This is a genomic window from Micromonospora sp. RB23, assembly GCF_053585025.1.
Genome location: NZ_CM132111.1, coordinates 4,403,686 through 4,425,108, shown reverse-complemented (window position 1 = coordinate 4,425,108; position 21,423 = coordinate 4,403,686). Strand labels below are relative to the sequence as shown.

At 70.7% G+C, this 21,423-nt stretch carries 16 protein-coding genes; 2 read left to right on the top strand and 14 right to left on the bottom strand.

Features of this window, described 5'->3' with window-relative positions:
- Positions 1-107: 107 nt before the first annotated feature.
- Both ACTFTM_RS20250 and ACTFTM_RS20245 read right to left on the bottom strand, forming a co-directional pair.
- Positions 108-953, bottom strand: coding sequence for an alpha/beta hydrolase (locus tag ACTFTM_RS20250; protein WP_449562045.1), 846 nt, complete (start codon positions 951-953; stop codon positions 108-110).
- Positions 954-964: 11 nt separating this feature from the next.
- The gene (locus ACTFTM_RS20245) at positions 965-1,798 is read right to left on the bottom strand and encodes an alpha/beta fold hydrolase (RefSeq protein WP_449566680.1); all 834 of its coding nucleotides are present in this window, start codon (positions 1,796-1,798) and stop codon (positions 965-967) included.
- A 199-nt stretch (positions 1,799-1,997) separates the two neighbouring features.
- On the opposite strand from ACTFTM_RS20245, the gene ACTFTM_RS20240 reads away from it, so the two are divergent.
- Entirely contained in the window at positions 1,998-4,871 is a 2,874-nt protein-coding gene (locus tag ACTFTM_RS20240) for a BTAD domain-containing putative transcriptional regulator (protein ID WP_449562044.1), read from the top strand.
- A 94-nt stretch (positions 4,872-4,965) separates the two neighbouring features.
- Positions 4,966-5,394, top strand: a complete 429-nt coding sequence (locus tag ACTFTM_RS20235; RefSeq protein WP_449562043.1) for a response regulator transcription factor — start codon at positions 4,966-4,968, stop codon at positions 5,392-5,394.
- A 24-nt stretch (positions 5,395-5,418) separates the two neighbouring features.
- Here the strand turns inward: ACTFTM_RS20235 and ACTFTM_RS20230 are convergent, their stop codons facing one another.
- The 12 genes from ACTFTM_RS20230 to ACTFTM_RS20175 form a co-directional block, all read right to left on the bottom strand.
- Entirely contained in the window at positions 5,419-5,967 is a 549-nt protein-coding gene (locus ACTFTM_RS20230) for a copper resistance CopC family protein (RefSeq protein WP_449562042.1), read from the bottom strand.
- A 23-nt stretch (positions 5,968-5,990) separates the two neighbouring features.
- Entirely contained in the window at positions 5,991-7,223 is a 1,233-nt protein-coding gene (locus tag ACTFTM_RS20225; RefSeq protein ID WP_449562041.1) for a Dyp-type peroxidase, read from the bottom strand.
- Positions 7,220-7,822: a copper chaperone PCu(A)C gene (locus ACTFTM_RS20220; protein WP_449562040.1), complete on the bottom strand. Its 603-nt coding sequence runs from the start codon at positions 7,820-7,822 to the stop codon at positions 7,220-7,222. Before ACTFTM_RS20220 ends, ACTFTM_RS20225 begins: the two co-directional genes overlap by 4 nt.
- A 196-nt stretch (positions 7,823-8,018) precedes the next feature.
- Positions 8,019-9,374: a ricin-type beta-trefoil lectin domain protein gene (locus ACTFTM_RS20215; RefSeq protein ID WP_449562039.1), complete on the bottom strand. Its 1,356-nt coding sequence runs from the start codon at positions 9,372-9,374 to the stop codon at positions 8,019-8,021.
- A 354-nt stretch (positions 9,375-9,728) separates the two neighbouring features.
- On the bottom strand, positions 9,729-10,139 hold the full coding sequence (locus tag ACTFTM_RS20210; RefSeq protein WP_449562038.1) for a PPOX class F420-dependent oxidoreductase: 411 nt from the start codon (positions 10,137-10,139) through the stop codon (positions 9,729-9,731).
- A complete protein-coding gene (locus ACTFTM_RS20205) occupies positions 10,136-11,056 on the bottom strand; it encodes an NAD-dependent epimerase/dehydratase family protein (RefSeq protein WP_449562037.1) in 921 nt (306 codons plus the stop codon). The genes ACTFTM_RS20210 and ACTFTM_RS20205 overlap by 4 nt, the downstream gene beginning before the upstream one ends.
- Entirely contained in the window at positions 11,053-11,646 is a 594-nt protein-coding gene (locus ACTFTM_RS20200; protein ID WP_449562036.1) for a dihydrofolate reductase family protein, read from the bottom strand. The genes ACTFTM_RS20205 and ACTFTM_RS20200 overlap by 4 nt, the downstream gene beginning before the upstream one ends.
- A gap of 51 nt (positions 11,647-11,697) precedes the next feature.
- Complete coding sequence (locus ACTFTM_RS20195) at positions 11,698-12,600, bottom strand: helix-turn-helix domain-containing protein (protein ID WP_449562035.1); 903 nt, start codon at positions 12,598-12,600, stop codon at positions 11,698-11,700.
- Positions 12,597-13,811 (bottom strand): nucleotide disphospho-sugar-binding domain-containing protein, encoded by a 1,215-nt coding sequence (locus ACTFTM_RS20190; protein WP_449562034.1) that lies wholly within the window; start codon positions 13,809-13,811, stop codon positions 12,597-12,599. The genes ACTFTM_RS20195 and ACTFTM_RS20190 overlap by 4 nt, the downstream gene beginning before the upstream one ends.
- On the bottom strand, positions 13,808-14,482 hold the full coding sequence (locus ACTFTM_RS20185) for a VC0807 family protein (RefSeq protein ID WP_449562033.1): 675 nt from the start codon (positions 14,480-14,482) through the stop codon (positions 13,808-13,810). Before ACTFTM_RS20185 ends, ACTFTM_RS20190 begins: the two co-directional genes overlap by 4 nt.
- Positions 14,479-15,096, bottom strand: coding sequence for a TetR/AcrR family transcriptional regulator (locus ACTFTM_RS20180; RefSeq protein ID WP_449562032.1), 618 nt, complete (start codon positions 15,094-15,096; stop codon positions 14,479-14,481). Before ACTFTM_RS20180 ends, ACTFTM_RS20185 begins: the two co-directional genes overlap by 4 nt.
- Positions 15,097-15,223: 127 nt before the next feature.
- Positions 15,224-21,415, bottom strand: a complete 6,192-nt coding sequence (locus tag ACTFTM_RS20175) for a S8 family serine peptidase (RefSeq protein WP_449562031.1) — start codon at positions 21,413-21,415, stop codon at positions 15,224-15,226.
- Positions 21,416-21,423: the final 8 nt, after the last annotated feature.

Sequence of the window (21,423 nt, the reverse complement as noted above, 5' to 3'; positions counted from 1 at the left end):
TCGTGACATCGGCAGCAGCAGTGGCCGCGTGGGCTGGACCAGTCCACGCGGCCACTTCCCGGCCGGCCGTGGCATCGCGCGGTGCGGTGCCACGGCCGGCCGCCGGGTCAGTCGGTCGCCTTGGCGGCGGCCTCGATCTGGTTGGTGACCGCACCCGAGTCGGTGACCATGGACAGGTGGGGGGCGTTGATCTGGATGCTGTGCGCCTTGGCCCGCTCGGACATGACGACCTGCTCGGCGGCAGGGATGACGGCGTCCTGCTTGCCGATCACCGACCACGAGGGGATCGTCTTCCACGCCGGCTCGCCGGACTCCTCGACCAGAGCGCTGAAGGCCAGCGGACGCTGCCGGGCGGCCAGCACGGCCACGTCCTTGGCGGGAATGCTCTTGCCGGCGAACGCCGTACCGAAGACCGACGGCTTCACGTACAGGTTGACGTTGCCGGGGTCACCGGGGATCGCGACCTGGTCGAAGACGGCGGACGTGTCGCCACCGAAGACCGAGCCCGGCACGGCCGAGGTCAGCGAAAAGACGGTGTCGTGCTGGTCCGGAATGTACGCGTCGACGTACACCAGGGCCTTGACCTGCTCATCGCCCAGAGCGGCGCTCGTGATGACCATGCCGCCGTACGAGTGCCCGACGAGGACAATCGGTCCGGTGATGGTGTCCAGGTACGCGCGGAGACTCGCGGCGTCGTTCTCCACGCCCGACAGCAGGTTCGGCGGGGTGACCACCCGGTAGCCGTCGTGCTGAAGCTTCGCCGCCACCTTGTCCCAGCTGGACCCGTCCGCCCACGCCCCGTGCACGAGCACGACCGTCGGCTTGGCCGTGGGGCGCGACTGCACGACGTGGTTCGTGGATGCCTGCGCGGTGCCGATGCCGGCGCCTGTCACCGCGAGGGCGCCGACGGCCGCGCCCACACAGATGAGGCGGCGGCGAAAGGACAGTTTCACGATGGTTCCTCTCACTTCTGAAGAAAGTCGAGCAGAGCGGCGTTGACCTGATCGCTGTGGGTCCACGCGATGGCGTGCGGCCCGCCCTCGATGACGAGCAGTCGCGTGTCCGCGATGAAGGCGGACAGCCGCTGACCGGTCACCCCGAGGGGTAGGACCCGGTCCTGGTCGCCCTGAATCACGAGTACCGGAACGTCAATCTTGGGCAGGTCCTCGCGGAAATCCGTGAGCCAGGTGGGGATACAGGCAACGGCGGCGACGGGAGATCCGGCCTCGGCCACGTTCACACTGGCCTGGAAAGCCTCGTCGCTGACCAGTGATCCGCCGTATACGTCGAGGTTGTAGAAGTTCTGCAGGAACTGCGTGAGCCACCCGGCCCGGTCCGCCCGCGCGGCCTGGATGAATCCATCGAACAACGCCTGCGGAGCGCCTTCGGGATTGTCGTCCGTCTTCAGCAGGAACGGCGGGATCGGCGACATCAGGACGGCCTTCGCGACGCGTCCGGTGCCGTAGCGACCCAGGTACCGGGCGACGTCACCGGTCCCCATCGAGTGGCCGACGAGGATGGCGTCGCGCACGTCCAGTGTCTCGAGGAGCACATTCACATCGCTGGCGAACGTGTCGTAGTCGTACCCACCGGCGGGCTGGCTGGAATTGCCCCAACCCCGCCGGTCGTACGTGATGACGCGGTAACCGGCGGCGAGCAGTGCGGCGACCTGCTTCTCCCAGGCCTGCCCGCTCAGCGGATAGCCGTGGCTGAGGACCACCGGCGTGCCGGCGCCGTGATCCTCGTAATAGATGTCGATCGGGTCGGCTCCCTCTGAGCCAACGGTGACACGGGGCATGCGTACTCCTTGGGCTTGCGTTCCACGCTGGGAACCCTGCCGAAGGTACGGATAGGGCAGCGTTTCGCGAATCACCCGAATCACGTAGTCCCTGGCTCCCGAAAGACAACGAGAGATGGGCGATGCGGCGTGTCGGGACAAGCCGCAGGCTTGGGCCGAAAAGCGAAGCCGCCGCCCTTTGATCTCTAGGATGACAATCGTGACCACGCCCGACCGCAGGCTCCCGGACGGGCCGCCGTCCCACTGCGAGTTCAAGGTCTTCGGCGGTCTCGGCTGTCGGCGGGACGGCGCGGACGTCGACCTCGGCCCGGTCCGCCAGCGGATCATCCTCGCCAAGCTCCTCGCGGCCGGCGGTGACGCGGTCAGCCTCGACAACATCGTCGACAGTGTGTGGGACGACCAACCTCCGGCCAGCGCCGCCAACCAGATCCACCGGCACGTCGGTAACCTCCGGCGGATTCTGGAACCGGACCTGGACGTCCGCGAGACCGGTCGCTACCTCCTACCGGCCGGTACGGGCTACCGCCTGATCCTCGCGACCGAGGCCTCCGATCTGGCCATGTACCGCGAGCTGGTCCGGCGGGCCCGCGAGGCGCTTTCCGGCGGGGATGCCGTGGCCGGCGTGCGGGCGTACCTGACCGCACTGGAGCTCGGCCGCAGCCCCGCGTTCACCGACCTTCCGGCCGGCGCGTTGCGGTCGCCGGAATTCGTGGCCATCGAACGGGAGCGCGTCGCGGTGGCGCTCGCGGCCAGCGAGGCCGCGATGGCCCACGGCATGGCCGAGGCCGCCCTGACCCCGTTGGTGAGCGTGGCCGCCGCGGCCCCGCTGGACGAAGCCCTGCAGGCGTGCCTGATGCGCGCGTACGTGGCCACCGGCCACCGGGCCGAGGGGGTGCAGGTCTTCGAGCGGACCCGTCACCGGCTCGCCGAGGAACTGGGGGTGGATCCGGGGCCCGAACTGCGGGAGGCGTACCGGGAACTGCTCGCCAGCGGCTGGACCACGCAGGACGAGCCGCGTCCACCGGACGCTCCCCGGCCCGCGCAACTGCCGCCGCCCGTCGCGGGCTTCGTCCGACGCAACGACATGGCCGCCGTGCTCGACGCCCTACTGCCCGACGCGTTCAGCGACGCGACGATCGTGATCACCGTGCTCGGCGGCATGGGTGGCATCGGCAAGACCGCTCTCGCGGTGCACTGGGCCCACCAGATCGCCAACGAGTTTCCCGACGGCCAGTTGTTCCTCAACCTGAGGGGCCTGGACCCGGACGGACGGGTCATGTCAGCGCAGGAGGCGCTCGCCACGTTGCTCGCGTCACTCGGCGAGCCGGCGGTGTCGTCACCACGGGAGAACGTCGACGCCCAGGCGGCTCGTTACCGCAGTCGCCTAGCCGGTCGTCGCGTCCTGATCCTCCTCGACAACGCCCGCGACTCCGACCAGGTCCGGCCGCTGCTGCCGGCCTCGCGGGGCTCTCTGGTCATCGTGACGAGCCGCCACCGGATGACGAGCCTCGTCACCCGGGAGGGCGCGCGCTATCTGCAGGTCGACCGGCTGACCGGAGCCGAGTCCCGGCAGCTTCTGATCAATCGTCTCGGTGCCCGACGCGCCACCGTGGACCCGGATTCGTTGGACACGGTCATCGCGCTCTGCACCGGGCTGCCGCTCGCACTGGCGATCGTCGCCGCCCGCGTGGCGCTCAACCCGGCCCTGCCACTGAGCGCGGTCGTCAGCGCCGTCGCCGACCCGTCAGCCAGACTAGACGCGTTGTCCAGCGCGGACTCGTCCGACGATGTCCGGTCGGTGTTCTCGTGGTCGTACCGCGCGCTCGCATCGTCGACGGCGCAGGTGTTCCGCGCTCTCGCCGTCCATCCGGGTCCGGGGATGTCACTGGAATCGATGGCGAGCGTCGTGGGCGTCGGTCGGACGAGGGCCCGCGCGCTGCTCACCGAACTGGTGACCGCGAACCTGCTCGACGAGGCGCAGTCCGGGCGGTATCTCCTGCACGACCTGTTGCGGGCCTACGCGGCCGAGCTTCTCGACGAGGACCAGGAGAGACCGGAGTACGAGCGGCGTCTCGTCATGCACTACCTGCACTCCGCCCGGGCCGCGTACGCCACGCACCACCGCCAACCGATCGGCACCGTCACCGGTGTCTCGCCGGATGTGACGCCTGAGTCGTTCGACAGCGTGTCAGAGGCCGCCACCTGGTACGCGCGGGAACGGCCAGCGCTGTGGGCGACGATCGATCTTGCTCTCGCGCACGGCCTGGGGCGCGAGGCCGCGGCCATGGTCCTCGTCGCCTCGGCGCCGGGCACCAACTCCATCCCCGCGGGCCGGACACCGACCGTCCTCGCGATCCTCGACATGGCCGGCGCGCTCGGCGAACCGCTGATGGAGGCCGAACTTCTTCGTGCCGTCGGCGAGGTCTTCGCCCCGCTGCCACCGGCCGACGAATACCTACGTCGAGCCCTGTCCATCTTCGAAGGCGCCGGGGACCTCGCCGGACAGGCTGACGTCCTGCGAAACCTGGCCGTGCTCTCCATGTCGCGTGGCGACCACGACGCGGCCAACGCGTACGGCGACGACTCCGTGGCTCTCGCCCGGCGTACGGGGCGTCAGGAACTGCTCGCCGTGTCGCTGCTGACACTCACGAGAGCACGCCTCGGATCCGGTCGGTTCGACGACGGCGTACGGGCCGCGGACGAAGGGCTGGCCATCGCCATGGTGCAGCACCTCGATCACCTGAACATCCGCTACGCGCAGCTCATCGCGGAATCCTCCTGGAAACTCGGCCAGCTCGAGCGGGCGGTGACGGTTTCGGAGTGGGGGTTGGCGGAAGGCGTCAGCGAGTCGAACGGCCCCCGGTGCGCCATCGCGGCGATCCTCGCGCGGGCCGCGTTCGACGTGGGCGACCAGGCGCGCGCGGAGCAGGGCTGCCAGCAGTTCGAGAGCCTCATCGCCGACAACGGCTTCCGGGAACTCATCGATTTCTCCGGCATCGAGGAGGCCGAGGCCTACCGGACCATGGTCGCTTACGTGCGGGCCCGGCTGAGCCTGATGAGCGGCACGTCGTGAGCGGGTAGGGGCGAGCACTCAGTCTGCACTCGTCGCGCACAGCGGTGCGTTCGGATGGTCGGCGAGACCCCGAACCCCTCGCCCGAGGAGCACGATGCACCGCGTCCCAGCCGAGCCCGCCCGAGTCCTTCCGTGTGCGGCACTGACCCCTCGACAGGAACAGATCGCCCTGCTGGTGGCGGCAGGCTCCACCAACGTCGAGGTCGCACGACACCTGGTCATCAGCCCACACACCGTCAAACACCATCTACGCGGCGTGTTCCACCGGCTGAACGTCGCATCCCGCCGCGAACTGCGGAGCAGGCTGACCCACCGCGACACGACCGATCGCTTCGCCCAGAGCTGCCGCCTGACCAGCCAGGAGCGCGATATCGCACGGCGGGTCTCGGACGGCGCGTCCAATCGGGAAGTGGCGGCACAGCTCTTCATCAGCCCGAGCACGGTGGACTATCACCTCCGCAAGATCTTCCGCAAGCTCGACATCACCTCACGCCGGGACCTCGCCGCTCGCCCTCGCCCGTGACGCGACCGATCGGAAGCGGTCCGATCAGCGATCCCTCGTCCGTCGCCAGAGCAGCCCGGCGCCCGCCACGACGAGGACGGCGAGCGCCGCCCCGGCCACGAGGACGCCCGCACCCGAGCCGCGCTCGTCCTGCGCGGACGCCGCGTCGCCCGGTGTGCCGACGATCGGCGCGGTGCTCGAATCGGGGTCGGACACGGTGAACGGGTACGAACCCTGCGCCGGGTGCCCGTCGGTGGAGACGACACGGTAGGCGACGGTGTACGTCCCGTTGGGTAGGGGCTCGGTGACCTGGATCGAGCCCTTCGCCCCGCTGACCACCGCGTCGCCGGTGGGGACCTTCCGTCGGGCGGCGTCGGTCAGCACGATGGTGGCGAACGCGGGGTCGAGCTGTTGGGCGAATTCGAGCACGATCTCGGTGGGCGCGCTCGACACGGTCGACTCCTGGACCGGCGCCGCCGACCGCAGCGTGTTGTGCGCCCAGGCCGGGCTCGCCGGGACGAGGATCGCCACGACGACGCTGAGCACCGCCGCGCCGAGCCGTACGACGAGGGAACGGGACCCTGGTCCGATCATGGCCGGATTCCGGATGACACGGCTCACCCCAGCACCTGCTCTCCGATCCAGCCGCCCGGTCGGCAGCCGGGCGGAATGGCGAAGACGGCGGACCCGATCGGGGTGGTCCATTCGTTGAGCAGGTCCCGGTCCGCCAGCCGACGCTGGATCGGCAGGAACTGTCGGGCGATGTCGGCCTGGTACGAGGTGAAGATCAGCCCGGCGTCGGCGTGGCCGTCGGCGCTGGGGACGCCGTCGTAGTTGTAGGGCCGGCGCAGGATCTTGAGCCGGTCGTCCGTGACGTGCGCGCGGGTCAGGTGGGAGAAGTCGGGGATGACGGTGAGCCCGTCGGGGCCGGTGGCGGCGAAGTCGGGTTCGTCGTGTTCGGCGGTGCCGGTCAGCGGGGCTCCGGTGTCGAGGCGTCGACCGACGGCGAGTTCGCGGTCGGTGCGGCCCAGGAGGTCCCAAGTCTCCAGGTTCATGCTGATGCGCCGGACGACGAGGGTGGTGCTGTCGCGCAGCCATGGCGGACCGTCGGGAACGAACACGGCCGAGTCCATCGGCGTGCCGGGGCGGGGGTTGGCGGTGCCGTCGAGTTGACCGAATAGGTTGCGTTGGGTGTGACCGCCCGGCTCGACGCCCGGACTGCGGCGAAAGCCCTGCTGGACCCACCGCACGGTGGCGAACGGCCGGCTGTCCTTGAGCAGCACCCGCTGGGCGTGCGCGACGGTGATGGCGTCGTCGGCGCAGATCTGCAGGAGCAGGTCGCCGCCGGACCACGCCGGTTGGAGCCGGTCGATGCGGAACGCGGGCAGGTCGGTGACGGAGGCGGGACGCCGGTCGTCGACGCCCCCGGCCCGGTAGAGGCCCGGTCCGAAGCCGAACGTCACGGTGAGGCGTGCGGGAAGGAGCCCGAGTTCGGCCTCGGTGTCGGCCAGGGCCGGTTGCCCCTGGGTGAGCCGGGCCGCGTCGTCGGTGAGCAGCCGCAGCATCCGGCCCACCGCGGCCCGGTCGGTGCCGGCCCGCAGGGTGAGGGCCACGAACGAGGCGTGCGCCTGCGGTTCGGTGGACACCCCGGCCTGTCGGGGCCCGTGGAACGGCTCGACCAGGCTCCCGACGCTCGCTATCGGCGTCGCGCCGGTGGCCGTCCGCCCGCCCCGGTCGGTACGAGTCGCGGCGATGGCGCCCGCGCCCGCGAGCGCCCCTCCGGCGGCCAGGGTCCCACCGGTGAGCAGACGGCGCCTGCTCAGCGGGCGGACAGGCGGCGTACCGGTCACGATGCCGGGCTCATGCTCATCTCCGGCGTGGCGCTCATGCCGGGCATGGGCTCGCCGTGGCCCGGGGCGTAGCTTTCCTGAGCGCCGGTGAACGGCTTGGCCACGGCGGTGAACTGCTGGGTCCTGCCGTCGGCGAAGGTGAGGGTGACGGTCAGCTCGTCGCCGGCCCGCACGGGCTTGGTGAGGTTCATGAGCATCAGGTGGTCGCCGCCGGGCTCCAACGCGTGGCTGCTCCTGGCCTTGATGACGATGCCGCCCTGCTTCTGCTGCATGACCATCTTGCCGTCCTTCATGGTCATCTCGTGCAGTTCCATGGGGGAGGCCGAAGTCGCGGCGCTGGTCAGCGTGACATCGGTGTCCCCGTCGTTGACCAGGGTGCCGAAGGCCGCCGTCATGCCCTTGTCGGCCGCCTTCACCCACGGATCACGGATCGTGACGACGCCGGCGGTGGCGCTGGCCGAGGCCGACGGGCTCGGCTGCGCGGCCGACGAGGGGTCGGACGTTCCGCAGCCGCTGAGGCCGGTCGCCACGAGTGCGGCGGCGACGGCGAGGGCGACGGCTGCGCGTCGCTGTGCGCCGAAAGGGCTGGTGGTGTGCATGAATTCGTCCTCCGATGGTTGCCGCTGCTTCGTTGGTCGGTCGCGGCAGGACGAAAGTTCCGGGTGCGCGGGCGCCGATCTCCGAGGGGTGCGACACCTGGCCCGCGGCGCACCACCAACTCGGCCGGCTGCCCGGATGACCCGACACAGGCGCGCCGCCCGGGACGGGCCCGGGCGGCGCACGTGTGCAGCAGGCCTAGGCGCGCGTGCTCCACTGCTGGTTGGCGCCACCGTGGCACGCCCAGAGGTGCAGCTGCGTCCCGTTGCTCGTCCCGGAACTGACGGCATCGAGGCAGAGTCCCGACTGCGCGGAGGTGATGGTGCCGTTGGAGTTGACGTTCCACTGCTGGTTCGCCTGGCCGTTGCAGTCCCAGATGATCACCGCGGTGCCGTTGCTGCTGCCGCCTCCGCTGGCGTCGAGGCACTTGTTGCCGTAGACGGTCAGCGTGCGGTTGGCGGTACGGGTCCAGCGCTGGTTGGTGCCGCCGTGGCAGTCCCACAGTTGCGCCCGTGCGCCGTTGGTCGTGCTCGAGTTGGGGATGTCGACGCACCGGCCGGACTGGCCGCCCACGATCAGCACGTTCTGCTGGCCGGACGGCGGCGGGGTGGACGGCGGGGGAGTCGACGGCGGGGGAGTGGTGGGCGGCGCGCCGCCACCGAACTGCGCGAAGAAGTTCCACACCTCCTGCTTGACCCAGCTCCGCGCGCCGCTCTCACAGCCGGCGCACCCGTCGACCGGGCCCTGCTGGTGGCCGCCGTCGAACGCGGCCCAGAGCACCGGGTATCCCGGCTGGCAGGAGTAGGCGGTGGTGATGTGGGTCCGGCTGCCCGCCGCGGGTTCGGGCGGGTTCTGTGCGGCGCATCCGTTGTTGCGGACGAATCTGTCCCGCAACGCCCGGCCGTTCGGGATGTTGTCGTTGATGCCGTGGATGCCCAGGTACGCCACGGGCTGCGTGCCGCCGCTGCAACCGCTGATCGCTCCCGGGGCCGCGATGGCCGCGACGGCGCGGAACACCGTCGGTCGGGAACACGCCAACGAGTAGCTCATCGCGCCGCCGTAGCTGAAACCGACGGAGAAGAGTTGTGTCGTGTCGACACAGAGGGCGTTCTCGATCACGCGGACCATGTCGTCGGTGAAGGTGACGTCCTCACCGTTGGCGTTGCCCCAGCCGTTGTTGAGGCCCTGCGGGGCGACGAAGATCGTGGTGTTGTTCGCCTGCGAGAGCATGCCGTAGTAGGCCCACGGCGCGCCGTCGGAGCCGCCCGACGCGACCTGGCTGGCAGTGCCGCCCAACCAGTGGAAGCCGAAGGCCAGCCGGTGGGCGTAGGTGTTGTTGTAGCTGTCGGGCAGCCGAAGGATGAAGCTGCGACTCTTCCCGCCGCTCTGGATCGTGTGGGTGCCGCTGGTCAAACCCGGCGCCTTGCCACAGCCGGCGGTGGCGGCTGCGGCTGCTGGAGCGACGGTCGTGACGACGTACATGCCGACGGCGATCAGAACCAGGACCGCCATGGCTGCCCCGAACCAGGGGGCGGACAGTCTGCGAAGTGGCACAGTTGAATCTCCTTGTGCGTGGAGGCACGTCCGTCTACCGCACGACACCTCGGCTGTTCGGCACGAGGTGATCCATGCGCGGCGCGGGACGTGCCCGTGACGAGGGCCGGCTGAACGCCACCGGTCCTGCGGCCCGTGCCAGACCGGATGGTCGTCGAATCGTCGGTGGCCCACAACGTTCGCCCGAACACCACGCGACCGGCCGCCGGAGGATGCCGGAGCACCAGATCCGCGGTCGAACCGATTCGACTCGACGCTAGATCACACAGTCAAGGGTGTCAATGTCGTGGGCGGCGACGACCGGGACGAGACAGACCTCGGCGACCGCTGCCATGTGCGGGGACGGGCGTCGCGTCAGCGGTTGCCGATGCTCTGGTGCTCGGGCTCGATGACGGCGACAACGCGTTCGTCGTCGCGCGGGTAGGTCCCGTCGGTGTACTTGGCGACGATGCGGTCGATGATCGACCAGGCGGCGTCGCCGTCGAGCCAGTTGACGACACGGCCGCGTACGACAATCGGGGTGAACGGGTCGTCGGCCGGCGCGATGGACAGCGCCAGGCGCGGGTCGCGCCGCAGGTTGCGCGCCTTGCGCTTGCCAGGCCCGGTGAATATGACGATGTGCTCGCCGTGCGTTCCGACGTAGACGGGCGTGGCGTGCGGTGCGCCGTCCGGCAGGACGGTGGCGAGGTGGGCGATCGGTGACCCGTCGAGCACGCGGCGGAGGTCGGGACGCAGCACGGTGGTCCTTCCGGTGGTGGTGGTCATCGGGCGTGGTGGGCACGCCAGGTGATGTAGTCGGCGACGGCGGCCGTGAGGTCGAAGGCCGGTGCGAAGCCGGTGTCGGTGCTGAGGCGGGAGATGTCGAGGTGGGGATCGGGCCCCGGCCCGCCACTGCGACCGTAGAGCACGTCGAGCCGCGCATCCGGTATGGCCGCGCGTACGGCGTCGATCAGCTGCCCGTTGGTGAAGGGCTGTCCGCTCGAGATGTTGTAGACGTCGTGGCCGAGGGCGTCGGCCGTGATGAGCAGGGCGATTGCGCGTCCGGCGTCAGGGGCGTAGCAGAAGTCGCCGCCGTCGTGGGCGTGCAGGGCCGGGGGGCGTTCCCCGCGTAGCACGGCGCTGATGTAGGGCGGGACCGCGTTGAAGGGAGTGGCCGGGTCCATGAGCGGTCCCCAGGTGCTGCCGATGCGGAGCACGAGCGCCTGAATCCCGGTGTCCCCCAACGCGTTCGTGGTGAGCGGTTCGACAGCCTTCTTGAAGGCGATGATCGGGTGTGGTGCGGGCACCGCAGGCAGGGGCAGGTCTTCGTGCCAGAGGGTCGCACTGCCGCCCAGGTAGGAGCCGAGACTGCCGGCGACGGCGAATCGCCGCACGCGCCAGCTGCGTGCGGCGTCGAGCATGGTGAGCAGCCCGGCGGTGTCGGCCCGGAAGTACGCCACTCGGTCCTCGCCGGGGACGCTGCCCGCCAGGTGGACGATGTCGGTGATCCGGTACCGGTCGCCGAGGGCGGACACCGCGGCGGCGTCGGTGACGTCGAGTTGTTCGACGATGACGTCGTCGGGCAGGAACGACGGGCGCTCGGTTCGCCGGTGGGCGGTCGCGACGACGGTGTGCCCGAGGTCCGTCAGGGCGCGCGCGGTCTGGGCGCCGATCATGCCGAGGCCGCCCGTCACGAGGATCACCGGACCACCTCGTAGTGCAGGTGGGTCACGGCCGGCGCGGCGACGGCCTCGATCAGGCGGAGTTCGACGGGTGCGGGCAGGGTCTGGAAGTACGGCCGGCCGGCGCCCAGCAGCACCGGCCGCTGGTGCAGGATCAGCTCGTCGACCAGACCCGCGGCCAGCGCGGCGGTGGTCACTCCGCCTCCCATGAGGGCGACGTCCTTGTCGCCGGCCAGACGGCGGGCCGTGTCGACGGCCTCCTCGATGCCACTGGTCACCAGAGTCTGGCGGGGATGCTCGGCGGGCAGCGGCCGGTGGCTGAGCACCACGAGTGGCGCGTCGGGGTGCGGGGTGCCGCCGCTGTCCCAGCCGGAGTCGTCGTAGGTGTTGCGCCCGGCCAGGCTCGCCCCCACCCTGGCCGCGGCCGCGTCGAAGACGCGGGTGCTGGGAGAGCTCAACCGGAAACCGTCGAACACCGCGCTCGGTGTGTCGCCGTCGAAATACCAGTCGAACAGCATGCCGCCGTCACCGAGGCCGCGTCGGGGTCCCGGGTCACGACCGGTGATGTAGCCGTCGACCGAGACCGACAGGGCTGCGAGGACCTTGCTCATGTATCGCCTCTCAGTCGTCGTGAGACAGGTGCCGGCCTGCCACGGGGGACGTTATCGAGCGACGCGGCTGCCGGTCTTGAACAAATCGCGCACCGTCACGTGGTCGGCGTGTCCACCGACATGGACTCTCCCGGGCGATCGAGCCGCGAGGAACGGCGCGTACGACGCGGTGTGGTCGTGCCCGCACGAGCACCGGTCGACCTCTGCGCCGAGCAGTCCGGCTGGCGTCAACCCGCTGAGACGGCGCACCTCCCGACTCAGGTGGGCCTGATCCGCGTACCCCGCATCGACCGCGAGTCCCACCATCCCGTCGGCCCCGCGCCGTCCGGCGGCCGTGCTGCCCGACTGCGCCAACGCCAGGAAACCCTGGAACCGCAGCGTCCGCTGCAACGCTTTCGGCCCCGTTCCCACCGCCCACACGCAGCGGCGACGGAACTGACTGACCGACAGTCCGAGGTGGTCGGCGACGACGCCGACCGCACGCGGCGCCCAGGGCATCAGCATGCGCACCGCCGCGCGAACGAGGGGGTCCCTGCCGGCGGTCCGCGTGCGGCGCAGCAGGAATTCCTGCAGCACGAGCAGCCCCGCCAACGGTGTGACGGCGGCAGCAATGGCCTCGCCGAGCCGGTCCACCCACCGGTGACCGAGCTCGTCCAGCGCGACCTGCCGGTCGAGCAGGTCCCCGACGCCACCGGGTATCAGAACGGGTGCCCCCGGATGGAATCGAACGCCCAGCAGGGTCGTCGACGCGGGGATCACCTCGACCCGGGGTCCGGTCAACGGGCCGAGCAGGCGCGGCTCTCCGCCGAGCGGCCAGTGCAGCTCCGCGCCGCCGGTGGGCAGGTGCCGCTGCAGGTAGGGCGCCGTCCCGGTGGTCTGCACCCACACGGTCCGAAGGTGGTCGACCAGCCCCGGCAGCGGGGCAAGCTCAAGGTAGGACTCGCCTCCGGTCACGAGCGGACCTGATCCCCGCCGGAGGCGATGGCCCCCTCCACCGCGTCCGCTGCCGCTCGACGCCCGCCCGCCGCCCGCAGCGTCGCGGATGCGGTGTGCAGACGCTCGCGCATCGTCCGGTCGTGCGGGAGGTCGCGGATGTCGGCCTCGACGTCGCTGCTCGGACCGGCGTCGTTCGAGATGGTCACACCGAGGCCGAGAGCCTCGACCCGTGCCGCGACGACATGCTGTTCGCTGGTACGCGGTGCGCACACCATCGGAACGGCGAACCAGAGGGCCTCCATGACACTGCCCATCCCGGCGTGCGTGACGAACAGGTCGGCCTGCGCCAACGCGGCGAGCTGGTCGACGTGCTCGTGGGCTTCGACCCGGTCCGGCAGCGGCCCGACAGCGGCGAGCTCGATCCCGCCGGTGGACACGAGTACCCGGTGGTCGGGCGCCGCGGCGGCCGCTGCCCGGACCAGTGTGCGTACCGCCTCGGGCTCGGCGGCTGCGGTGCCCGCGCTGACGTACACCAGGCGTTCGCGCCCTGCCGGTCCGGTGCCGAGCCGTGCGCGCAGGCACGGCCCGACGAAGTGGTGGTCAGAGCCGAATTGGTCTCCGTTCCACTGAAACCACCGTGGGAGGAACGCGATCGATCGCCGCTCGCGTGCCTCGGCCAGGTCGCGTACGGTGCCGCGCTCCAGTCCCCAGCGGGCGGAGAACTGGTCGAGCTGGTCCTGCAACGGACCGAAGGCGGGATGTGCGGGGTCGAGTACGCTCGTCTGCCCGGTGGCGGCGGCCAACGACCACGCCGGCCCCTGGGCGAAGGACGGGAACATCGCCACCGCTGGCCGGTTCAACAACTGCGCCAGCGCACGGCCGGCCGGATGAGCGGCCCGGTCGTAGAGCAGGACGTCGGGTACGTCGCCGCGCAGGACGGGGATGATCTGCGGTACGACGGCGGTCGCCTCTGCCACCAGCACGAACGGCAGCCACACCGCGAAGTCGGTCGGCGGCACCGTCGACGACGGGCGCGTGACAAGCGCGGACTCGTACGGCACGACGTCCGCGCCGGCACGTCGCGCGGCGGGTGCGGCGACGTCCGGAGCGAAACAGGTGACCCGGTGCCCGCGGGCCCGCAACTCCTCGATCACGTCGAGGACGGGCAACAGGTGACCGGTGGCCCCGACGGCGAGGATGGCGACGTGCGCACCGGCCGACGTGTTCATGCGCGCAGGCCGTGTCGGGCGGTGTACCAGAAGAACCAGGACAGCAGGCCGGCGAGCATGACGACGTACTGCACGTTGGTGATCGTCGCGACCGTGTCGAGGTCGACCACTGACGCGATGGCGACGCGGACGAGGGCGTCCAGCATCAGCACGACGCCGACCACCACGCTCACGAGGCGCAGGCGGTGCCGGAAGACGCGATCGTCGATCCAGCGCTGCTGCCATGCCGCGGCGCCCTCATCGCCGACCTTGGCGGTGGCGATGACCGTGCCGAGGTGGAGCATGAACGGCCGCTTCATGGCCAGCGACAGCAGCACCCACGCGCCGAGCAGGCCGGTGAGCCAGCCGTCCTTGATGTACAACAGCCGCGCGTCCCCGGTGACCACGCTCAGCGCGCCCCCGGCCAGGAAGAGGCTGACGACGACCAGGCCGGCGACGTCGACCCGCCGGCTCCGGACGGCCACGAGGGCGGAGTTCGCGGCGGGAACCGCGCCTGCGGCGAGGGTGGCGGCCAGCACGCCGGCGCCCAGTGCGCGCAGCGCGTAGTAGACGACCAGGGGCAGGATCGCGTCGACGACAACTCGTCCGACCAGGGCGCGGCGCGCGCTCCCGCCCGTACGCGTCGGGGCGCCGGCCACCACCGGCTGCGGGGAGTTCCTGGCCGGCCTCACGGGAGCACCTCGGCGAGGTCCGGTGCGGCGGGGTCCGCGGCGATCGCGTGATCGAAGAGGGCGCACAACTCCTCCGCGTAGGCAGCCAGGTCGCACCCGCCGCCGGTGGCGAACCGCTCGACGGCGGCGTCGACGGCGGCGCGCACCGTCACCGCCATCACCACCGGGTCGAACCGGCGCAGTTCCCCGGACTCCTGGCCGGTGACGAAGAGCTGCGCCAGCAGCATCACCGGTACGTCCTCGCGAAGATCCGCATCCGCCGTGTCCCGGGGCAGGTTGCGGACGATCTCGACGGCCGCGCGTGCGTACGCCGGCCGTTCGCCGAGGAAGCGGAAGTTCGAGCGCAGGTACGCGGCGAGTTTGCCGCGCGCCGTCGACTCAGCCTCGATCGCCGGGACCATGAACTGCTGCGCCCGGTCACCGATGTGGCGTAACGCCGCGGCGACCAGCTCCTGCTTGGTGTCGTAGTGGTACGTGATGAGCCGCGTGCTGCTCAGTCCCGCCGTCTCGACGATCCGCGCGAACGTCGCTCCCGCGTAGCCGTGCTCGGCCAGCAGCTCGACGAACGCCTCCAGGATCCGCGTCTTTCGATCAACCTCAGGTGTTATCTGCATAGATAAAAGTTGAGCAGACGGTGCGGCTCACGTCAAGCGCGAGGCGGTTCGCAGCGTGATACCGGCACAACGGGTCAGAGCCCCCACGGCGACGTCACCGTGGAGGCTCTGACCGTGTGTTGCCACCTCAGAGGCGCGGGTCCTCCTGCACCTTCAGGGCGTTGAGGATCGGATCGCCCTCGCCCTTCTCGCGGGTGAACTGGATCGTCAGATCGCCACCGGTGTGCTCGACCGTGACCGTGTTCGCGTCGACGGCGAGCGCACCCACCTTCGCCTGCACGTCGTGGTCGTAGAGCACGACCTTGCCGTCGGCGAGCACGTCGAAGGCGCGCTTGCCGGCCTTGACCTTCTCGAGCTCCGCGAAGTCGAGGCCGATCCGGTACGTCCCGGCGGGCGCGTTCTTGAAGACGTAGCTGAACGTGTCGCCGGTCCGCTGGGTGCGGAACAGCGCGTCGTCCGTCGTACCGGCGATGTCGGCCTTGGTGGTCTGCGCCCTGCCCCCGACGTACCCCCACTGCCGCGAGCCGAGCGCCTGGTCGGGCGCCCAGAAGAAGCCCGAGGCGTCGACGTACCCGGACCCGCCCGCGTCGACGCCCTTGACGTAGGCCGACGTGGCCAGGCGGACCGGCTTGAGCTGGGTCTCACCCTTGCCGGCGTTGGACGCCACGAGCACGTCCCCGACGAGTACGCCGGGCTTGATGCCGGCGTTGTCGGCCGTCACCGTGACCCTGGTGGACGTGCCGGCCGCGAGCGTGACCGAGCCGGTCGCGGCCGGACCCGTGAGGGTCAGCCACGGCAGGTCGGCGGCCTCGTGCCCACCGTCGTCGGCGCGCTTCTGCTCGCTGACGCGTACCTGAAGCGGTGCGGAACCGGTGTTGGTGACGGTCACGTCGGCCGTCGCCTTCTGGCCCTTGTCGAGCAGCCAGTCGATGTCCTCTCCGGTGACGGTGGCGATGCCCGTGGTCAACGCCGTGTCGACCACTTCCGCCTGGTCCTTCCTGGCGATGGTCACGGCGTGGCTGGCGGTGACGTAGTTCGGCGCCTCGACCTGCACGGTGTTCCCGCCGACCAGCGCCTGTGCCTTCCACCGGCCCTTGACGTCGGTGGTGATGACCCGCTCGCCGGCTGGCCCCTTGAGCGTGACGATCGCTCCTTCGATCGGCTTGTTGTCGTTCTTGTCGGTGACCGTGCCCTCGATCGTCCCGGCGACCGGGAGGGTGTACTCCAGGCCGAGGCCGGCCCTCAGGACGGGCTGGTTGAAGGAATACTGGCTCGCGGGGTTGCGGTTCAGGCTCTCCACGCCGACGGTCGCCGACGAACCCTTGGTGAGGGGGTTGTCGCCGCCGACGCCGTCGCCGTACCCGATCTGGATCCGTCCGTCCGCGACCAGGGTGACCGAGAAGCTCACCCGAGCGGTCGGGTCGGCGAAGAAGGTGACGTTGCGCCACTCGATGACCTGCGCCGGCACCCCGTCCACCTCGGTCGTGCCGAGGTAGATGCCCGCCTCGTCGTCGACGACGAGGTCGTCCCAGAACGGATAGACCGCGTCGACCGGGGTGTTCGACGACGGCAGCTCGGTGTTGTTCGACCACACGGCGGCGCGGTCGAAGGACAACGTGCCGTTCGTCGTCACGCACACGCCGTCCCAGGCCGTGTCGTAGAACGGCTGGAGGTAGTCGGCGTCGAAAAACAGCGGGCCGCAGAGCTCGTCGGCGTGCCACCCGGACTCCTGGGTGCCCTGGCGGTAGAGCCCCTCGGTCACCTTCATCGAGTACGAGCGACCGGCAGGGGCCACCGGCACCGGACCCGGGTCCGGCTGCTCGGGCTCGGGTTCCGGCTCCACCGCGTCCGCCCGCGGGTCGAGCGTCACCCGCAGCGCGGCGATGCTCGGGGTCTTCAAACCCTTCGAGCCCCGCAGCTCCACGGTCAGCGGACCGCCCTCGTGCGTCACCACGGCCTTACGCCAGTCGGCGGCGTTCGGCCCCACGGTCGCGGCCGTGTCGTACGCGTAGTCCGTCAGGGCGCCGTCCACGAGGACGTCGAACACCCGCTTGCCCTTGGCCACCTTGTCGATCTCGGCGAACCCGAGGTCGATCGCGTAGGTGCCCTTGGGCGCGTCCGGGAAGCGGTAGAACAGGTGCTTGTCCGCCGTCGTGCGCTGCGACTGAAACAGGAGGTCGTCGGTCGTACCGGCGATCGGGGCCTTCGTGGAGGCGACCTTCGTCTTGCCCTCGTAGCCCCACGACTTCTTGGTCGCGGGCTGGTCGGCGGACCAGGTGTAGCCGGTGCCGTCGGTCAGCGTCGCGCCGCCGGCGTTGACGCCGACCTGGTACTTCGTGGTCGTGAGCGTCACCGGGACGTAGCTCTTGGACTGACGTCCGGAGTCGGACCGGACCACGATGTTCGCGCCCTGGACGCCGGGCTTGGCGTCCTTCGAGGAGATCGAGACCGTGACGGTCGTCGACTGGCCGGGGGCGAGGGTGCCGCCGGTCGAGGAGAGCGACAGCCACGGCAGGTCGGTGAGCAGGTCGTCCTCGACGTCGACGAGGACGACGTCGTCGGCGACCTGATCGACCGCCCACAGCGCGCCGGTCGAGTCGGTCTCGAGGCCGCCGCCCTGGTTCGTCTTCCTGCCCGGGAACCACCACGCGTTCACCAGTGAGCAGTCGTCGGGGTCGACCTGCAGCAGGCGGGTGGGCCGGTTCGAGGTGAGGTCGGTGTACCAGATGGTGTCCGACGCCTGGTTGTAGGCCAGACCGATGATCTCGGGCAGCGGTGGGGTGCAGAAGGACAGGAGCGCGCCCGGGTTGTCGTGCGAGGTGCCGGCCACAGTCCCGATCTTGCCGTTGCGCCGGCCACCGACGTAGAAGACGTCCCTGGCCGGGTTGTAGGCCAGACCGGTCAGCTGCGAGGTGACGAAGTCGCCCTTGATCTGCCTCGTCTCCTTGCCGGTGTCCCGGTTGAAGCAGTGGATGAAGCTGGCCGGGCTGTCCTCCATCTGGCACATGTCACCGGTCTTGGTGTCCAGTGCCATGTCGAACGCCCGGTAGTCGGGGTTCCACGCCGCGTCGAAGACCTTGCCGGTCTTCTTGCCGGTCACCGTGTAGGCGGTGTTGGTGCGCGCCTCGTAGTCGTGGACCCAGACGTCGCCGTCGTACCCGACGCCGGTGGGCACCTTCTCCCCGACCTTGCCGGGGATCGGGATCCGGGTGATCACATCACCGCCGGCGGTCGGGCCGACCTTGGCTGCCGCCTGCGCCGCCGCGGTGCTCGACGTGGCCGTCTGGCCATCGGCGTTCGACGGCTCCACGCCGCCGCTCGCACCGGCCTTCCAGCCGGCGAGGTCGATCGTGCTGGCCGCGCCCGTGCCGGTGCGCGCGGTGGCGCCGACGGCGTCGAGCTCTGGGTGCCGCGCGGCCTCGCCCAGGGTGTACGTGAGCGGAGCGGAGCCGGTGTTGGTCAGCGTCAGCGAACCCACGCCGTTCTGGTCGGTGCCCAGCAGCGTCTCCAGGCCGTCGGCCTTCAGACCGGCGACGCCCGTGGTCAGGCGCGCGTCGATCTTCGACTGCGCGTAGAGCTTGTCGAGCGAGAAGGGGTACGACCCGGTCGTGTAGTTCGGCGCCTCGACCGTCATGGTGTAATCGCCGACCGGAAGCTGGCGGTGCACGAGGCCGGTCCCGTTGGTCGTGACGGCCTCGACAAGCCCGTCGGAGGTGCTGAAGGAGACCTTGGCGCCGGCCACCGGCAGCCCGTCGTTCTTGTCCACGACGGTCGCGTCGAGGTACCCGAAGTCCGGCAGGTCGTAGGTGACGATCATCCCGTCACGCAGCACCGGGGCGTGATCGGAGAACCGGATGCCGTCGACGCCGGCCCAGCCCTGGATGCCGGTGACGCCGGTCGCGCCGGCGGTCACCGGGTCGTCGGATCCGACGCCGTCGCCGTACCCGAAGATCATCGTGCCCGAGCGGGTGAACGTGGCCGAGAAGTTGACCGGTGCGGTGTACTCCGAGCGGATGGGGTAGGCCCACAGCTTGGCCTTGCGGTACTCGACGACGAACGCGTCCTCGCCGTTGACCTTGGTGGCTCCCGTGAAGACACCACCGCCGGCGGCGAACTCGACGGGGCTCTCCAGGTAGAACGGGAAGGCGCCCGCGCCGCCGTAGCCGGGGCCGGTGCTGCCGTCCGGAGCGATGATGCCGCGCAGACCGACGCCGAGGGTGTCGTGGCTGCCGTTGTAGAGCGCGATCGGGAACGGCAGCTGGACCGTCGCCCAGACACCACTGCCGAACGTGACCTGCTCGGTGCCGCGCAGGTACTCGCCCTCGGAGACGGCGCAGCTGTAGCCGCCCTTGTCGACGACGAGCCCGACCGGGATCTCCGGCGACTCGTTCTGCGCCGCCACGGTCAGCGGGAGCGTCGTGGGCGAGAAGCAGGCGTTGGGCGTCACGGTCAGCTTGTACGCGCCCTCGGGGACGGCGGCGATCGTGAACGCGCCGTTGGCGTCCGTGCGTACCGGCTTCAACGGTGTGTCCCGGACCGCGACGTCGGCGTTCGGCACGGGCTGCTTCTTGTCGTCGACGACCCGGCCGGTGATGTCGTGCTTCGCGGCGGCCGTCAGCGGCAGCTTGACGGAACTCTCCTGACCGAGGGAGACCGTGACGCTGGCGGTCGCGGTCAGGTAGCCGAAGACCCTGGTGCTGAGCTGGTAGTCGCCGACCGGCAGGTTCGTCGTGAACCGGCCGTCCCTGTCGGTGGCGATCGACCGGCTGAACGGCCCGCTGATCGTCACCTGGGCGGCGGGGACCGGGGCGCCGTCGGCGGTGACGACACCGGTGAGGGTGCCGCCCTTGCGGGGCGCGAGCTCGAGCAGGCGGACGAGGTCGAGCCGGCCCTCGCCGTACTTGTTGTTGACCTCGGCGGTGCCGCCGCACTCGGTGTCGTCGACGTCGGTGGCCGACTCGGCGAGCAGGCGACGGGTCTCGTCGACCTGCCCGATCAGGGTCGGGTCGTAGCTCCAGAGCGCCGCGACGGCACCGGCGACGTGGGGTGCCGCCATGGAGGTGCCGGACATCTCGACGTAGGTGTTGCCCGGGTACGACGATCGGACGCCGTCACCCGGCGCGGAGATCTCGGGCTTGATCCGACCGCCCGCACCCTCGCCCTTGCGGGAGAACAACGCGAGGTTGCCGTCCGACGAGTAGGCGCCCACGGAGTAGGCGCTCTCGGTGGCTCCCGGGGAGGAGACGGTGTCGCAGGCCGCGTACGGCGAGGTGTTGCCCGACGACCAGACGCTGAAGATGCCCGCGGCGGTCCAGGCCTCGTCGATGGCCTGGAAGAAGTCGTTGAAGTCGTGCTCGTCGGTCTGACCCCACGAGTTGTTGACGACGTGGGGGCGCTTGGACGGGTCGGGGTTGTTCCCCGCAAGGTCGGTCGGGGCGAGCAGCCACCAGCCGGAGCGCAGCAGCGACTCGACGCCGGTGCTGTCGCAGCAGCCGTTCGTCGCGATCCACTGCGCGTCCGGGGCGACGCCGACGTGGTCGGCGCCGTCGACGCCGACCATGGTGCCCATGGTGTGCGTGCCGTGTCCGTTGTCGTCGCACGGCGCGCCCGTGCACGAGCCCCGGCTGGCCATCCAGTTGTAGTTGTGGTCGACGGTGCCGTCCGGCTTCGCGCCACGGTACTGGCGCGACAGGGCGGGGTGGTCGAACTGGACGCCCGAGTCGAGGTTCGACACGGTGATGCCGGCGCCGGTCGCGCCCATGGCCCACGCCTGCGGCGCGTGGATGGCGTCGAGGCCCCACGTGACGGCGTCGTCCGCGCCGGCCTTCGGGGCGGCGGGCCGCGCGGCCTGGTCGGCGGGGAGCTTCTTATCCACGGGCTGGACCAGGGCGACCTGCGGCGTCGCGTGGATCTCGGCGACCTGGACCCGTGCGGCGACCTCGAGGGCGAGCTTCTCGCTGCCGCCCTTGACGAGTACGGCGTTGGCGATGGGGTAGGGGGTGTACGTCACCCGGGCCCGGTCGAGGTCGGTGGAGACCGAGGCCAGGGAGGTCTTCGACGCGGCGGTCAAAGCGTCGTAGACGAACTGACCCCGGGCGGTCCAGTCGGCGATCTTCTTCGCCGGCCCGAGATCGGCCTTGGTGTCGAACGTGATCCAGAAGTCGGAGGCTGGCTGCGTGCGGAAGCGGTCCTTCAGGGACGGCGCGATCTTCGTGGCCGCCGTGCCGGGATCCGGCTCGGCGGCGGACGCCGGTATCGGCTGGAGGGCGGTCAGGCCGACCGCTGCGGCAAGCGTTGCCGCGAGGGCTTTGAGTCTCATGGGGGTCC

What these genes read in the sequence shown, in the direction of transcription:
- ACTFTM_RS20245 (WP_449566680.1), bottom strand. Translation starts at nt 1,798, where the DNA reads ATGCCCCGTGTCACCGTTGGCTCAGAGGGAGCCGACCCGATCGACATC.
- ACTFTM_RS20220 (WP_449562040.1), bottom strand. Translation starts at nt 7,822, where the DNA reads ATGCACACCACCAGCCCTTTCGGCGCACAGCGACGCGCAGCCGTCGCC.
- ACTFTM_RS20190 (WP_449562034.1), bottom strand. Translation starts at nt 13,811, where the DNA reads ATGAACACGTCGGCCGGTGCGCACGTCGCCATCCTCGCCGTCGGGGCC.
- ACTFTM_RS20235 (WP_449562043.1), top strand. Translation starts at nt 4,966, where the DNA reads ATGCACCGCGTCCCAGCCGAGCCCGCCCGAGTCCTTCCGTGTGCGGCA.
- ACTFTM_RS20180 (WP_449562032.1), bottom strand. Translation starts at nt 15,096, where the DNA reads ATGCAGATAACACCTGAGGTTGATCGAAAGACGCGGATCCTGGAGGCG.
- ACTFTM_RS20200 (WP_449562036.1), bottom strand. Translation starts at nt 11,646, where the DNA reads ATGAGCAAGGTCCTCGCAGCCCTGTCGGTCTCGGTCGACGGCTACATC.
- ACTFTM_RS20210 (WP_449562038.1), bottom strand. Translation starts at nt 10,139, where the DNA reads ATGACCACCACCACCGGAAGGACCACCGTGCTGCGTCCCGACCTCCGC.
- ACTFTM_RS20175 (WP_449562031.1), bottom strand. Translation starts at nt 21,415, where the DNA reads ATGAGACTCAAAGCCCTCGCGGCAACGCTTGCCGCAGCGGTCGGCCTG.
- ACTFTM_RS20230 (WP_449562042.1), bottom strand. Translation starts at nt 5,967, where the DNA reads ATGATCGGACCAGGGTCCCGTTCCCTCGTCGTACGGCTCGGCGCGGCG.